This window comes from Nautilia abyssi (assembly GCF_055388085.1).
On the sequence record NZ_AP042376.1, the window covers coordinates 1,553,570 to 1,568,918 of the forward strand.

The 15,349-nt window shown below is 34.4% G+C and carries 13 protein-coding genes and 5 tRNA genes; 9 read left to right on the top strand and 9 right to left on the bottom strand.

What is annotated here, in order from left to right; genetic code table 11:
- Window positions 1-27: 27 nt before the first annotated feature.
- From ACZ5EP_RS08140 to folE, 8 genes are all read right to left on the bottom strand, one after another.
- Window positions 28-112 (bottom strand) — tRNA-Leu (locus tag ACZ5EP_RS08140).
- Window positions 113-123: 11 nt separating this feature from the next.
- Window positions 124-200 (bottom strand) — tRNA-Arg (locus ACZ5EP_RS08145).
- A 25-nt stretch (window positions 201-225) separates the two neighbouring features.
- Window positions 226-302 (bottom strand) — tRNA-Arg (locus ACZ5EP_RS08150).
- Window positions 303-319: 17 nt separating this feature from the next.
- Window positions 320-396, bottom strand: a tRNA-His gene (locus ACZ5EP_RS08155).
- A 44-nt stretch (window positions 397-440) separates the two neighbouring features.
- Window positions 441-518: transfer RNA gene (locus ACZ5EP_RS08160), tRNA-Pro, on the bottom strand.
- A gap of 44 nt (window positions 519-562) precedes the next feature.
- Window positions 563-3,043 (bottom strand): EAL domain-containing protein, encoded by a 2,481-nt coding sequence (locus ACZ5EP_RS08165; protein WP_464508715.1) that lies wholly within the window; start codon window positions 3,041-3,043, stop codon window positions 563-565.
- 30 nt (window positions 3,044-3,073) lie between these two features.
- On the bottom strand, window positions 3,074-4,372 hold the full coding sequence (gene fliI, locus ACZ5EP_RS08170; RefSeq protein ID WP_127681918.1) for a flagellar protein export ATPase FliI: 1,299 nt from the start codon (window positions 4,370-4,372) through the stop codon (window positions 3,074-3,076).
- A 61-nt stretch (window positions 4,373-4,433) separates the two neighbouring features.
- Window positions 4,434-5,012, bottom strand: a complete 579-nt coding sequence (folE, locus tag ACZ5EP_RS08175; RefSeq protein ID WP_127681916.1) for a GTP cyclohydrolase I FolE — start codon at window positions 5,010-5,012, stop codon at window positions 4,434-4,436.
- A 50-nt stretch (window positions 5,013-5,062) separates the two neighbouring features.
- Here folE and tig point away from each other — a divergent pair, with 50 nt between their 5' ends.
- The 9 genes from tig (at window position 5,063) to ACZ5EP_RS08220 (ending at window position 13,615) form a co-directional block, all read left to right on the top strand.
- Window positions 5,063-6,349: a trigger factor gene (tig, locus tag ACZ5EP_RS08180; RefSeq protein WP_127681914.1), complete on the top strand. Its 1,287-nt coding sequence runs from the start codon at window positions 5,063-5,065 to the stop codon at window positions 6,347-6,349.
- Complete coding sequence (gene clpP / locus ACZ5EP_RS08185) at window positions 6,349-6,939, top strand: ATP-dependent Clp endopeptidase proteolytic subunit ClpP (protein WP_127681912.1); 591 nt, start codon at window positions 6,349-6,351, stop codon at window positions 6,937-6,939. The genes tig and clpP overlap by 1 nt, the downstream gene beginning before the upstream one ends.
- On the top strand, window positions 6,939-7,949 hold the full coding sequence (locus tag ACZ5EP_RS08190) for a GGDEF domain-containing protein (RefSeq protein WP_464508716.1): 1,011 nt from the start codon (window positions 6,939-6,941) through the stop codon (window positions 7,947-7,949). Before clpP ends, ACZ5EP_RS08190 begins: the two co-directional genes overlap by 1 nt.
- On the top strand, window positions 7,949-8,473 hold the full coding sequence (gene def / locus ACZ5EP_RS08195; protein WP_127681908.1) for a peptide deformylase: 525 nt from the start codon (window positions 7,949-7,951) through the stop codon (window positions 8,471-8,473). Before ACZ5EP_RS08190 ends, def begins: the two co-directional genes overlap by 1 nt.
- Window positions 8,437-9,912 carry a YifB family Mg chelatase-like AAA ATPase gene (locus tag ACZ5EP_RS08200; protein WP_464508717.1) on the top strand — a complete coding sequence of 492 codons (1,476 nt, stop codon included), beginning with the start codon at window positions 8,437-8,439 and terminating at the stop codon, window positions 9,910-9,912. The genes def and ACZ5EP_RS08200 overlap by 37 nt, the downstream gene beginning before the upstream one ends.
- Window positions 9,913-10,003: 91 nt before the next feature.
- Complete coding sequence (locus ACZ5EP_RS08205) at window positions 10,004-10,816, top strand: metallophosphoesterase family protein (protein ID WP_464508718.1); 813 nt, start codon at window positions 10,004-10,006, stop codon at window positions 10,814-10,816.
- 2 nt (window positions 10,817-10,818) lie between these two features.
- Window positions 10,819-11,529: a hypothetical protein gene (locus tag ACZ5EP_RS08210; protein WP_464508719.1), complete on the top strand. Its 711-nt coding sequence runs from the start codon at window positions 10,819-10,821 to the stop codon at window positions 11,527-11,529.
- Window positions 11,526-12,164, top strand: a complete 639-nt coding sequence (locus ACZ5EP_RS08215; protein WP_464508720.1) for a metallophosphoesterase family protein — start codon at window positions 11,526-11,528, stop codon at window positions 12,162-12,164. Before ACZ5EP_RS08210 ends, ACZ5EP_RS08215 begins: the two co-directional genes overlap by 4 nt.
- A gap of 71 nt (window positions 12,165-12,235) precedes the next feature.
- Window positions 12,236-13,615 carry an NAD(P)H-hydrate dehydratase gene (locus tag ACZ5EP_RS08220; protein ID WP_464508721.1) on the top strand — a complete coding sequence of 460 codons (1,380 nt, stop codon included), beginning with the start codon at window positions 12,236-12,238 and terminating at the stop codon, window positions 13,613-13,615.
- Here ACZ5EP_RS08220 and ACZ5EP_RS08225 read toward each other — a convergent pair.
- Complete coding sequence (locus ACZ5EP_RS08225; RefSeq protein WP_464508722.1) at window positions 13,607-15,307, bottom strand: ABC transporter ATP-binding protein; 1,701 nt, start codon at window positions 15,305-15,307, stop codon at window positions 13,607-13,609. The genes ACZ5EP_RS08220 and ACZ5EP_RS08225 overlap by 9 nt on opposite strands.
- Between the last annotated feature and the right edge of the window lie 42 nt (window positions 15,308-15,349).

A 15,349-nucleotide genomic window follows, 5' to 3' on the forward strand; every position in this document is an offset into this window, starting at 1 on the left:
AGACACTAAATGTAGTAATTTTTAAAGTGGTGCGGGAGAGAGGACTCGAACCTCCACGCCTTGCGGCACTAGATCCTAAGTCTAGCGCGTCTGCCAGTTCCGCCACTCCCGCTGACTGAAAAGTGGTACGCCCTGCAGGACTCGAACCTGCGACCTACGGCTTAGAAGGCCGTTGCTCTATCCAGCTGAGCTAAGGGCGCTTATTTTGAGAGCTTTTTAGTTGTTTGGTGCGTCCGGTAGGACTCGAACCTACAACCTACGGATCCGAAGTCCGTTGCTCTATCCAATTGAGCTACGGACGCTCAATTAGATAGAACAATGGGGTGGATGACCGGACTCGAACCGGCGACCCCCAGGGCCACAACCTGGTGCTCTAACCACCTGAGCTACACCCACCACAAGTGGGAAGCTCAAAAGCTACTCACTTATAGTGGCTTAAATGGTCGGAGTGGAGGGACTCGAACCCCCGACCCCCTGGTCCCAAACCAGGTGCGCTAACCAAACTGCGCTACACTCCGTAAGCGTTTGTGGACTGAAATTATATGTAAAAAAAAATCTTTTGTCAAGAATTTTTGTGAGATTTTAAAAATTTTTGTAAATCCTCAAAAGGCATAGGTTTTGCGAAGTAATAACCCTGTAAATAATCGCACTTTAATTCCTGTAAAATTTTGACCTGATTTTCAGTTTCAACACCTTCGGCTATAGTTTGTAAATTAAATCTGTGAGCAAAATTAATAATTGTTTCGACAATTGCAAGGTCTTTGTCTGATTTTTCAATATTTCTTATAAAAGACATATCAATTTTCAGATAATCGGTAGGTAAATCTTTTAAATAAGTAAGTGATGAATATCCTGTTCCGAAATCGTCAATAGAAAGTTTGAAGTTTTTGGATTTAAAGAATTCGAAAATTTCTTTTGTATATTCTATGTTACCGGCTATTTCTCTTTCTGTTAATTCGATAATAATAGGAAGATTTGAGATATTGCTAAAAAGCTGTCTTATATGTATTTCATCTGTTAAGGATTTGCCTGATATATTAAATGACAGCGGGATATTTACTTTTTTTAAAAATTCTAAATATTTAGGGAACATTATTTTTTCGATTTCTTTTATATATCCGCTGTTTTCTGCAAAATCTATAAAAATATTAGGATAAATAATTTCATTTTCATGATTAATTCTTAAAAGTGTTTCCGCTCCTACTATTTTGAATGATTTAGCATCTACATAAGGCTGAAAATGATAAATAAATTCATCATTTTTAATGGCAGTAACTAAAAGTTTTTTTACATCGGAATATTCTATGATTTTTTGATTTATGTCAGGGTTAAAAAATTCATAAGTAAAATCGCCTTTTTCTTTGGCTATTTCAAGCGCCAAGAAGGCTTTTTCTATCAGTTCCGTAATATTGTCCGCATCTTTTGGATATAAGGAAATACCAACATTAACAGAAATTTTGTTATGAAAATCTTCCAGATGTTTTATTTTGTAAATTATTTTATTAATTACCGCATAAAGATCATTTATGGAATGGTATCTTATAAAAACGGCAAATTCATCCCCTCCTATTCTGGAAATAACGTCGTCTTCATAAAAAATGGTTTTTAAAAAGTCTCCAAATTTTCTTAGAAGATAATCTCCCGCATTGTTTCCGTTTAACTGATTGAATATTTTAAAATCTTTAAGATCTAAAATAATACATGCATATTTCTGGTTTTCTTTCAAAGTTTCAGATATTATTTTTATAAATTCATTTCTGTTTGGCAAATCAGTTAGAATGTCTTTTTTTAATTTATTTTGGAGTGTTTTTTCATGTGTGATGTCGATTGCCAGAGAAATATAATATTTCTTGCCGTCCGGTGTAAAAACAGGAACTATTTTATCTTTTAAATAAAATAAATTGTGGTTTTTGTCTTTATTTATAAGTATTGTTTCTACAACTTCGTTATTTTGCAGTTTTTCCCACAGTTTTTTATAAAAATCGTTTGAGTGGTATCCTGATTTAAATACTCTTGGATTTTGACCTAAAAGTTCTGTTAATTTATATCCGGTAATTTCTTCAACACTTTTGTTGGCATATAAAATATTAGCGTCTTCATCTGTAATTACCACCCAAGAGTACGCTTTGTCCAGGGCTTCTTGTAAAAGACGAAGATATGAAATGTTTTCGGTCTTTTTTATAGCAAATTCTATGTCCTGTTTGGCTTCTTCGAAAATAGAAATTGAAATATTGTCAAAATCATCTATATATTTAGAGCAGATACCTATAGAAGAATAAAGTTTGTTGTTTTTAAAAATAGGGAAGAAAAGTATGGATTTAAAGTTTCTTTTTAAAAGAGTGTCTAAAAGTTTTTTATTCGGAAATTCTATTTTTGTCAGGTCGTTAATAACCATAAATTTATTTTCAAGCATATATTTTGTAGCCATGCATTTGTCGGTATAAGCAGGATCTGCTTTAAAAATTGTTTTTAAGAAATTTAAAAACTCTTCGTCAAAATTTCCAATGCAGTATTTTGGTTCAAGTTCAGTATTTGATGGATTCTTGATGGAGGCACAAGCGAATTCATATCCGCCTTTTGTATAAATTGCTTTTACGATATTCTGATATATTTCAGATTCTTTTTCTTTTGTAATTATTGTTTGGTTTATTTCTTTTAATATATCTATTAAAAATTCTTTTTTAAATTCGTCGGTGACGTCTATACCTAAAACAAACCCGGCATAATCTCCGTCGTCTAATTTAATTGTTTGAGTGAAAAATTTCATCATCAGGCGTTTGTTGTTTTTATTTAAAACTTCGAAAGGTTCATATGTCGCGGGGAACTCTTCGCCTTTTAACCTCCTGGCAACCACTTCTTTAATTTTTTCCCTTGTTTTTCCGGGAGGGAAGATACCTTCCGCAGGGAGTTCAAGGATCTCTTTTTGATTATATCCTAACAGTTCCTGAAGTTTTTTGTTTGCATAAATTATTTTTTCTTTGTATAACATTACTGCAACGTACGGCTGTTTATTAAAAATTTCAAGAATCTGTTGGAAGTTCATAATCACCTTTGATTTACAATTTTACAAAAATTATACAATATTGTTTAAGATATTTAAAGTTTCATCAAAAGGAATTAGTTCGTTTGGAGACTGTTTTAAAAAGTTTTCCATAGCCTGTTTTTTGTTAATGGCTTCGTCAAGTTCAGGATCTACGCCTTTTTGGTAGGCACCTATACGGATAAGGACTTCGTTTTCTTTTAAAAGTGAATAAAGTTTTTTAAATTTTTGTGCTTTTTTAAGATGTTCTTCACTAACTACGTTACTCATAACCCTGCTGGCGGAATTTAATATATTTATTGGAGGATAGATACCGCTGTCAGTCAGTTCTCTGCTTAAAATAAAATGTCCGTCAAGGATTGATCTTGCCTGGTCGGCAATAGGATCCGCAGATGTGTCATCGCCTTCTACCAAAACCGTGAAAAAGGCTGTAATCGAACCTTTGTTTTTTTCTTTTCCGGCTCTTTCCATTAATTGAGGCAGAAGCATAATTGCGCTTGGAGGATACCCTTTGCTGGTAGGAGGTTCTCCCATTGCAAGTCCTATTTCTCTTTGGGCCATTGCAAATCTTGTAATACTGTCCATTAAAAACAAGACGTCTTTATTTTTATCTTTGAAATATTCAGCCACTGCCATGGCGCTGAATGCCCCGTATTTTCTCATAAGGGCAGAATCATCCGAAGTTGCTACAATTATTACCGTATTTGTTAAATCTCCTCCGAGCTGATGTTCTATGAATTCAGGAATTTCCCTTCCCCTCTCACCAATTAGGGCGATTACTTTAATATCAGCACTCGCACCTTTTACAATCATACTCATAAGAGTTGATTTACCGACACCGCTTCCTGCAAAAATACCGAGTTTTTGTCCTTTTCCGCATGTTAAAAGTCCGTCGATTGCTTTGACCTTTGTTTCGAATACTTCATCAATAACACCTCGTTTCATAGGTGAGATAGGTTTAGTCATAATAGGATATTTCTTTTCAAAAAATATTTCCCCTTTGTCATCAATAGGGTTCATAAAAGGATCTACGACTCTGCCAAGTAGACCTTCGCCTACCGGTATCTGCATACCGTTTTCGTCGATGTAAATTTTATCGCCGATTTTAAAGCCTTCAAGAAATGAAAAAGGTGTAACTATAAAAGAGTTTTCGTCAAGGGCCGTCACCATTCCGAGTATTTCATGGTTTCCGGAACATATTTTGACTATATCGCCGATAGAAGGATTTAATCCTGTGGCTACTAAATTTGTCGGATTGATTTTTTTGACAATGCCGAACGGTTTTGAAAGCGGTTTTTTACCGATTTTGTCTTTTATGCTGCTAAGAGCCATTTATTTCCTTTAAGGAGAAAAATTTTATAATTTTTCACTTTCACTTTTAATTTTTCACTTCTCAAAAGTGTGTCTGTACAGGTGCATTTATAATGTTGAAAAATTCTTCCCTTGTTTTTTCCTCTAAGAATATTCCTCTAAGCGCGCTGCTTGAAGTATATGAATGTTTAGTTTCCACACCTCTCATTTCCATACACATATGTCTTGCGTGAATCACGACTCCCACGCCTTTTGGCTGCACTACTTCCATAATGGCATCGGCAATCTGTTCTGTAAGCTGTTCTTGGATTTGAAGTCTTCTTGCGAATACGTTTACCATTCTTGGAATTTTACTTAAGCCCACTACCTTTTTATCAGGTATATAAGCCACGTGTACCCTGCCGAAGAACGGTAAAATATGATGTTCGCACATTGAATAAAATTCTATATTTCTTACTACCACCATTTCATTGTTTGTACTTTCAAATAGTGCGTCGTTAAGTACTTCTTTTGGGTCTTTAAAATATCCGCCGCAGATGTATTCGAAACTTTTTGCAACTCTTTTAGGAGTTTTTACAAGCCCTTCTCTGTTAACGTCTTCTCCTATTGCTTCAAGAATCATTTTAGCTGCCAATTCCAGTTTTTCTAAATCAACGCTCATTGTTATCCTTTAAAATTTTTGGTATTATACCCTTTAAAAAAAGGATTTTAATGTTAGAAGTTAAAAAAATTGATTCTGCTAATAGTATAATCAAAGCTGTGATCGAAAATCAAGATTTAGAAGCAAAAAAAGACAAAATTGCTAAACAAATCGCAAAAAAAGCGAAAATCCAAGGGTTCAGACCCGGAAAAGTGCCTGTAAAAGTAGTAAAAAAAATGTATGCTGCCGATATCGAACAAGACGCAATCAGCGAAGCAATAAGAGAAGTGCTTGATAAAGGCGTTAAAGAACTTGGTGTAAGCGATATGATTGCTGAGCCTGAAGTTACTAAATTTGATAAAAAAGACGACAAAATTGAAGTTGAAATTAAAGTTTTCACAAGACCTGAAATTGAAATCGGAGACGAATACAAAGAATGTGTTCCTGAAGTTGAAGTTCCTGAAGTGACTGATGAAGAAGTTGAAGAAGAAATCAAAAAAATCGCGGAAGCTCAAGCTGAAACTAAAGTTTCAAGAAAAAGAATTTTAAAAGAAGGTCTTATCGGTGTAATCGATTTCACAGGTTATATCGACGGTGAAAAAATGGAAAACGGAAGTGCTGAGGCGTATCCTCTTGAAATCGGAAGCAACTCTTTCATCCCTGGTTTTGAAGAGCAGCTTGTAGGAATGAAAGTAGGAGAAAGCAAAAAAATAAAAGTTACTTTCCCTGAAAACTACGGAGCTAAAGAGATCGCAGGAAAAGAAGCCGAGTTTGACGTAACTTTACAGGAAATTCAAGAAAAAGTTCCTGCTGAAATAAATGACGAGCTTGCTAAAAAATATATGGCAAAAGAAGATGCAACTTTAGATGATCTTAAAGAAATGATAAAAACTTCTATTCAGGAAAGAAAAAAAGCGGAAGCTTTTGCACCTAAAAAAGAGGAAATTCTTGAGTGTTTAGTAAAAAAATACGAAATTGATTTACCTGATAGCGTAGTAGAAAAAGAAGTGGAAATTATGATTAATAATGAAGCTGAAAAAATGAGTCCGGCGGAAATTAAAGAACTTCAGGAAAATCCTGAAAAACTTAAAGAACTTAGAGAAAAACTGCTTCCTGAAGCAAAAGACAGAGTTAAACTTACATTTATTATTGACGCAATTGCTAAAAAAGAAGGTGTTGATGTAAGTGATCAGGAGCTTACTCAGATATTATATTACGAAGCAATCATGCAGGGACAAAATCCTCAAGATGTGATAAAATATTATCAGGAAAACAATTTACTGCCTGTAATTAAAATGAACTTAATTGAAGATAAACTTCTAAATAAACTTTTAGAGGACAAAGTAAAAGGTAATTAATGAGTATTTTAATTCCTACCGTTATTGAAAAAACCGGAAGAGGAGAGAGAGCTTACGATATATACTCTCGTCTTCTTAAAGACAGAATTATTATGCTGCAAGGCGAAATAAACGACCATGTATCTAGTATTATTGTTGCCCAAATGCTTTTTTTAGAAGCTGAAAATCCGGAAAAAGACATCTATTTATATATTAACTCTCCGGGGGGAGTGGTAACAAGCGGTATGGCTATTTATGATACAATGAATTATATTAAGCCTGATGTTGTAACGATTTGTATGGGGCAGGCTGCAAGTATGGGCGCGTTTTTATTAAGCAGCGGCGCTAAAGGCAAAAGATTTGCGCTTCCTCATGCAAGAATTATGATTCATCAGCCTCTTGGCGGAGCACAGGGGCAGGCTACCGATATTGAAATCCATGCAAAAGAAATATTAAGAATGAAAAAAGAACTTAATAAAATCCTTGCTGAGAACACAGGTCAGAGTATTAGAAAAATAGAAAAAGACACAGAAAGAGATTTCTTTATGAGTGCGGAAGAAGCTCTTAAATACGGACTGATTGACAAGGTACTAAAAAAAAGAGATAACTAATGATAAGTAAAAAAGACGATAAATTTTCTACTGTTGAAGTTGCTGGTTTAAACGAGCCTTCTTCTCCTCTTGAGGAGTTTGCCAAAAAAGTTTTTGACAAAATGCTTGAAGAAAACGTGCCTCCGATACCTTATTATTATAAAATGTATTTTTTAAATATGCTTGATGAAGAACCGGAAAGTTTTAGAAATCAGGTTTATGAGTATATAACTTTAGAAGAAACAAACGAGCTTGAAAAAGACTTGGAAATTGAAAAAAAACTAAAACAGTCTTTTAAATATTCCAAAGAACTTTTACAGCATACTGCAGTTTTATATAAAAACTCTCAGGCTATTAAAGATATTTTTGAAAAATATAAAAGCGAAACCGCACATATTGCCAATCCGAAACTTTTTGAAAGACTTATAAACGGTTTTGAAGAAAGACTTAAAAAAATAAATGAAAAACTTGATAATGAGCTTAACCATATAAAACAGTTATATTCTAAAAACGTAGAAATTTTGAAAGATATTGAGAGTAATTCGATTTTTGATGCAAGATACGGTATTTATAACAAAAACTTTTTTATAAGAGAACTTAAAAAAGAAATAAAACTTATTGAAAAATTTAAACATAAAAGCAGTGTAGTCGTTTTGAAAGTGAAAGACAGCGTGTTCGCTTCTTTGAAATCTGAAAAATCTAAAATTCTTTTAAACAGAAGTGTTGCAAAGATAATGCTCAAAACATCCAGAAGAACGGATATTATTGCGCATTTGGGGGACGGTGTTTTTGCAATGCTTCTAAAGCATACGGACAGAATCGGAGCATGTAAAACGGTTGAAAGACTTTCAGATATTATCAGTAATTCTGCTATTTTTCTTGAAGGTGAAGAAATTAATATCAAAATAGTTGCAGGAATAGTAGAAATACTTAGTAACGAAGATGTTGAAGTATTGGTTTCACATGCATTGATGATGATGGAAAAAGCTCAGGAAGACGACGTTTTATATTATATATACGAAGGAAATTGATGGCGGTATTAGATATTGTTACTTATCCGAATAAGGTTTTGAAACAGATTTCAAAGCCTGTTGAAAGATTTGATGGAGAACTGCATAAATTATTGGATGACATGTATGAAACTATGATAGCTAAAAACGGCGTAGGCCTGGCTGCAATCCAGGTGGCCGTTCCTATTAGAGCTTTATTGATAGATATTGGCGATGAAGAAGGTAAGCAGAGTAAAGACACACTAATAGAAGTAATAAATCCGGAATTTTTAACATGGGACGGAACGCAGAAAGATACAGAAGGATGTTTGAGTGTTCCTGATTATTTTGACGAAGTTGAAAGATACAAAAACGTAAAAGTAAAGTTTTTTGACAGATTCGGAAAAGAACACATTATGGAAGCCGAAGGCTTGCTGAGTGTTGCTTTCCAGCATGAAACAGACCACCTTGACGGGCATTTGTTTGTAGAAAGACTTGATTATATTAAAAGAAAGAAGTTTGAAAAAGAGTGGAAAAAACTGCTAAAACAAAAACGAAAAAAATAAACTCCGCTACGCTTGAAGGATTTGAAGCCCAAAAAGTAGAAGTTGAAAGTTCGTTTACAAAAGGTCTTCCCGGATTTGCTATTGTAGGACTTGGCTCCCAGGCGATTCAGGAAAGCAAAGAAAGAATTAAATCGGCTCTTTTAAATAACGATTTCGAATTTCCCCCTCTGAAAATCACTATTAATTTAGCTCCTGCGGATTTGCCAAAATCGGGCTCGCAGTTAGATCTTCCCATAGCTCTTAGTATTCTGTATCACAAAAAAAATATTGATTTAAGCGAATATCTGGTTTTAGGAGAGCTCGGGCTGGACGGTAGTTTGAAAGACACCAATTCAATATTTCCTATTATTCTTTCACTTAAACCCAAAAAAGTGATTATTCCTAAAGAGAGTGCCGAGAAAGTGAGCAAAATTCCGGGTGTTGAAGTTTATGCTTTTTCGCATATTAAGGAGTTTGAAGATTTTGAGCCTAAAAAGGTGGAAAATAACGGTTTTAACTACAGCCATATAAAAATAGACGGCAAAAAGTATTATTATCTTGAAAATTTTGAACTTGATTTTAAAGATGTGCTGGGACAAAACCAGGCAAAAGAGGCTGCTTTGATTTCTGCGGCCGGGTTTCATAATATTCTGTTTGAAGGAAGTCCCGGAGTCGGAAAGTCTATGATAATCGGCAGAATGAGATATATTTTACCTCCTATGAGTCTAGAAGAAATACTTGAAGTGGAAAAGTATAATTCACTTGAAGGTAAAGAAGTTACGTTTAAACCGGTAAGACCTTTCAGGGCGCCTCACTATTCGTCTACAAAGGCGGCAATATTCGGAGGCGGCAGCAGGGGTGCGAAGATAGGGGAGATTGCGTTTGCGAATAAAGGAATGCTCTTTTTTGACGAGCTTCCTCACTTTCAAAAAGACGTGCTTGAGAATTTAAGGCTTCCGTTACAGGACAGGAAGGTGCTTATCAGCCGTGTAAATTCAAAAATTGAATATGAGACAGATATACTTTTTGCAGCCGCTATGAATCCGTGTCCATGCGGGAATCTGTTAAGTACGAACAAAGAGTGCAGATGTACGGATTTGGAGATCAGAAGATATAAAAACAGAATCAGCGAACCTTTATACGACAGAATAGAGATATACCTGCAGATGACCGAGGACGACTCGAAAGACACTGTTTCAAGTAAAAAGATGTTTGAACAAATTTTAACGGCATTTGAGATGCAAAAGGGCGAGTTTAACGCAAACCTTCCTGAAAATTATCAATTTGACATTGAAAACGGTGCTTACGAGATACTGAAAAAAGCCATTGGTAATTTCGGGCTTAGCAAAAGAAGCGAATTTAACCTGCTTAAAGTTGCCAAAACCGTTGCCAATATAAACAAAAGAAATAAAATTCAAAAAGAAGACCTTCTTAAAGCGCTTCAGTTTAGAAGACGTTAAATCAAAATAATATTAAACTCATTTTTTTTAACTGTAATAATTTATACTATAATAAAATTACTTGTTTTAATTTATGAAAATAAGGAATAAAGTGACTCTTGACATTATAAGCGATATACATTTGGATTTTTATTCAAGGTTTAACAGAGTAAAAACGCAATCTTTTGCAAAAAAACTTATTGACAGCAAAAGAAACAAAAATTTTGAAATTTTGGTAATTGCAGGAGATATAGGACATTATAACGATGATAATGTTTATATGATTGAGTTGTTAAGCAGATATTATGAAAAAGTGTTTGTTACATTCGGTAATCATGATTTATATTTACTCTCTTCCGAGTATCTGGAAAAATATAACTACAACTCTTTTAACAGACTCAAAGAATTTAAAGAAATGGTAGAAAAAATAGATAATGTAATCTTTTTGGACGGACAAAAAGTCGAATATAAAGGTGTAACCTTTTGGGGCAGCGGCTTGTGGTATGAAGTAAACAGTGTAAAACACTGGTCAGAATACATGAATGATGCAAGATACATATATGACAGAAAAGAAAGTTACAAAATCGTATTCCCGTATGATTATTATCCGGTTAAATATAATTTTAATGTGTTTTCTTTATACGAAAAAGAGTTGGAAAAAATCAACCGATTAGATAAAACCGATATAATAATATCCCATATGCCGCCTGTTGTTTTATCAAATGTTTACGATATAAGCAATACATACTTTTTTGTGCCATACGGTGAAGAGGTGATTGAGAGGGTTAAACCTAAAATGTGGATATTTGGACATATTCATTCTAAGGTGTATAAAAAGTTTAACGGCTGTGAGCTGATATGTAATCCTTTGGGATATCCGGAAGAGAATGAAAAATTCGTAATAGAATCTATTAAGGTTAATTAAAAATGCGCACAATAAAAACCAGATATATAGACTATATTATCGGAAGAGAAGAGATAGAATCGCTTTTGCAGGAAAAGGAATTTAAAAAGCATCTGCTGATTTCAATTATAAACCCTGATGATAAATATGAAATTATAAAAACACAGATAGTGACAATAGAGAATTTCTTAAATTCTAACGATCAAGAATTAATCTTTCCTTTTTATATAGGCGCAGGCAAATTTAAAAAAGAAATATTTCTCAAAGATCAAAAAGAGAGTATGAAAAAATTAAAAAAAACTCTAAAAAGTCTTAAAAATTATCTAAAAAGGAAAAATACAAGAAAAGATCTTAATGCAAAGCCGATAGATAAAACTTTAAGAGATAAATTTTTTGACAGTTTAACTGTTAATTTTTGGGATGTGGATAGAGATTTATTATTTTACAAGCCGATTGAGAGCAGAGAAGCAAAAGAAATAGCCAGGTTTATATATGAGCATAAAAAAAATGTGCTTAATAAAGGATTGAAATTTGTAATCCACTGTTCTGCCGGTATTTCAAGAAGTGCGGGAGTCGGCATGGCACTGCATTGCTGTTTGGATTTTGGAGGGAATACGGAACGTTTCAAGAAAGAAAACTGCAAGATTCTTTTTCATGGCAGATACAGACCGAATGAATATGTTTTTAATGCAATTTGTAATGAATATAAAAAATTAGAAGGAATATTAAAGTGAAAATAATATCAGATACACATTTTGGGCATACAAATATGCTGCTTCATGAACCTTCGAGAATGCAAAAAGCGAGAATGGAAGGCTATGAGGATTTTGACCGATTTTTAATTGAATATCTTAACTCTTATATTTCAGAGAACGATGAAGTGCTGCATTTGGGGGATGTGGCTTTTAGAGACAAATATAAACTTGCAGAAAAACTGAACGGTAAAATTACGCTTATCAAAGGCAATCACGACAAACAAAAACCCATTGAATTTTATAAATCAATAGGCTGGGATATAATTGAGGATCTAAGAATAGAAATAGATATAGACAAAAGCTGGTTTGAATATTTAAAATATAAGTATGATACAAAAACCCTTGCAAAAACAGCCTGTCTGGTAAAAGAGATTAATGGTAAAAAGGTACTTTTTTCACATTATCCTGTATTTAACGACAATCCTTACGACGAAAAATTTCAAAACATCTCTAATCTTCTTGAAGAAGTTTTTACACTTTGCGGCTGTGATATTAATATACACGGGCATACGCACTCATATACGGTTGCGGATAAACGGTGTATAAACGCCTGTTTGGAAGTTAACGGTTTTAAACCTGTTGAAATCGCTGATATTTTATACGGACTTTGTTGAAAATAAATATAAACTTGTTACAATAAAGCAGGAAAACTTTTTAAATCTTTCTATGCCTCTAAGGAGTAAATATGAAACCCGCGTTTAAAGAAGTCTATTCGTTCGATAAGAAGTGTTATGAAGAATATAAACTTACGGAAGATATATTGATGGAGCATGCCGCATACAGTATGGCTTTGGAAATTTATGAAAAAATTCCGAAAAATTCAACGGTAAATATTGTGGCAGGACCCGGAAACAACGGTGCAGACGGTGTTACTCTTGCAAGAATACTGCTTGGTGATTATCATGTTAACCTGTATATGCCTCTTGGCGCAAAATCGGAAATGTGCAAACTTCAGCTAGAGAGATTTACAGCCGTCGGAGGACATATCGAAACGGTGTATAAAAACTGCGACTGTCTTGTGGATGCGATATTCGGAAGCGGTTTGAAAAGGGATTTAAGCAGCGAACTGGTTGCAATCGTAAATAAAATGAATAAATTAAAAGCATATAAAATCGCATGTGACGTTCCTACGGGAATTGACGATAAAGGCAATTTAAGACCTGCGGCTTTCAGAGCCGACGTGACAATTACAATGGGTGCGGAGAAAATATCTCTTTACGGCGATGCGGCTAAAGATTATGTAGGTGTGATAAAAAAAGCCGATCTGGGGGTGAGTTTTACTAAATATATAAATAAATGCTGTTATTTTGTTTTGGAAAAAGACGATCTTATTTTGCCTCTTAGAAACAGACAAAATACCCATAAAAGAACATACGGACATTTGGGAGTATTGGTGGGAGATAAACCCGGAGCCGGAATTCTGGCTTCACAGGCGGCATTTAATTTCGGATGCGGTCTTGTTAGTATAATAACCCGTGAAAAAGTAGATGCTCCTTATGAAATAATGCAGACCGGTAAAATAGGAAATTTCACAGCCTTGGCTTTCGGAATGGGTATGAATAACCATTTCGACGATATAATGGATGATATAATTTCTTTGGATATTCCTATGGTTATTGACGCGGATATGTTTTATAAAGAAAAAATAACATCATTTTTGAATAAAAAAGCCGTGCTTACGCCTCATCCTAAAGAGTTTGCTAGTTTGCTCAAAATAGTTGGCCTTGGAGATTACACTACAAAAGACGTGCAGGCAAACAGATTTGAACTGGCGGAAAAATTCAGTGAAAAATATCCTCAGGTAGTGTTGCTGCTTAAAGGTGCGAATAAAATAATAGCTTACAATAAAAAACTGTTTATTGACCCGAACGGTAGCGTTTCTTTGGCAAAAGGCGGAAGCGGAGACATACTGGCCGGGCTTATAGGCTCACTGCTGGCGCAGGGATGGCATCCTTTAAAAGCCGCCATTCACGGAAGTCTGGCACATTCTCTTGCCGGAAATTACGAGCCGAACTATGCCTTGACCCCTACAAAAATAATTAATAATTTAGAAAAATTAATATGATTTTTGATAGAGTTTTTTAAACTCTTCGCATTTTTCCAATAGATCTTCTTTTTTCCCTGAACATTCTATTTTACCGTTTTTGAAAACAAGTATTTCATCGGCATTGTCGATTGTATGAAGTCTGTGGGCGATTATGAACACTATCATGTCTTTGAGGTTGTTAATGGCATCCATTATAACCGCTTCGCTTTTGTTGTCAAGCGCGCTTGTCGCTTCATCTAGTATTAAAACATCGGGATCTTTATAAAGGGCCCTTGCTATTGCGATTCTTTGTTTTTGTCCTCCGCTGAGGTTGCTGCCGTTTTCATGCAGTACTGTATATATACCCTCAGGCAGGCTTTGGATGTATTCCAGTAAATTGGCCTTTTTAAGTGCGGTTTTAACTTTTTCTTCGTCAATTTCCTTGCCGTATGCGACGTTTGCAGCAATGGTGTCGTTAAATATATGGACGTTTTGAGGAATATATGCAATTTTTTCTCTTAAGTCTTCCAGGGAGTAGCGTTTCATGTTTTCACCGTTTATTAATATTTCACCGCTGCTCGGATCGTAAAATCTCATAATGAGACTTACAAAAGAACTTTTTCCTCCTCCGCTGTCGCCAACAAGGCCGACTTTCACAGGTTTTTCGGCGGTATAGGTTATATTTTGAAGAGCCGTATTGTCTCCGTATTTTAACGATACATTCTTAAATTCTATTTTTTCTATATTATCAAGCTTTTTATCTCCAGATACAATCTGAGGTTTGAGGTGGAAAATTTCTTTTAACCTTTCGTTTGCAGCAATGGCGTTTTGTAGGTTGGAGTATGTGTTTGATGCTCTTTTGATAGGCTCGGTCATCATAAAAAGAGCCGTCATAAAAGAAAAAAACGCACCGACACTCATCTGTCCCGTAATTACTTCGTGACCTCCTACTATAATAACGATTGCGGCAACCGTTGCGTTCATAAGTTCGAGTATAGGATTTAAAAGTGCGGAAGTTCTGACTGTTTTAAGATTGATTTTTAAATATCTTAAATTTTCTTCTTTAAATTTTTCATATTCGAATATTTTGGCATTGTATGCTTTTATTGTTTCGATGTTTTTAAATATTTCGCTTAAATGTTTGTTTAAATCCGCAGTTTTGGCCTGTGACTGTTTTGAGAGGTTTTTCAGTTTTTTGGCTATTTTACCTATCGGATAAATAATAAGCGGCATAATTATGATCGCAAAAAAAGCTAACTTAGGGCTTTGATATATCACAACTCCTAATAAAAACAGGGCCATTAAAACATCTCTTATAAAGTTTGCCAAATCGTGGCTTATGGCGCTTTGTATTCTGTTGATATCGTTGATTATTCTGCTGACAAGTTCGCCTGAATGTGTTTTTTTGAAGTAATCCATATCAAACGTCAAAATATAACTTAAAAACTTGTCTCTTATCTGTCTTACTACGTCTTCGCCTATGTATGTAACGTAATATGTCTGAATATACCTTCCGACTCCTTTTATGAAGTAGATAATAATAATTCCGATCGGAAGCAGGTATAAAAGATGTTCGTTTTTATCAATGAATATTTTGTCAAGAACCGGTTTGATAATATACGCAATGGCAGCGGTGGATACTGATACCATTATCATCCCGATTACAGCTAAAAATATCTCTTTTTTGTAATGTTTATAATAAGGGAGGTATTCTTTAATAAATTTCCACAAAATCTAAACCTTTCATTTGTTATAATTTTACTATCTTATCAA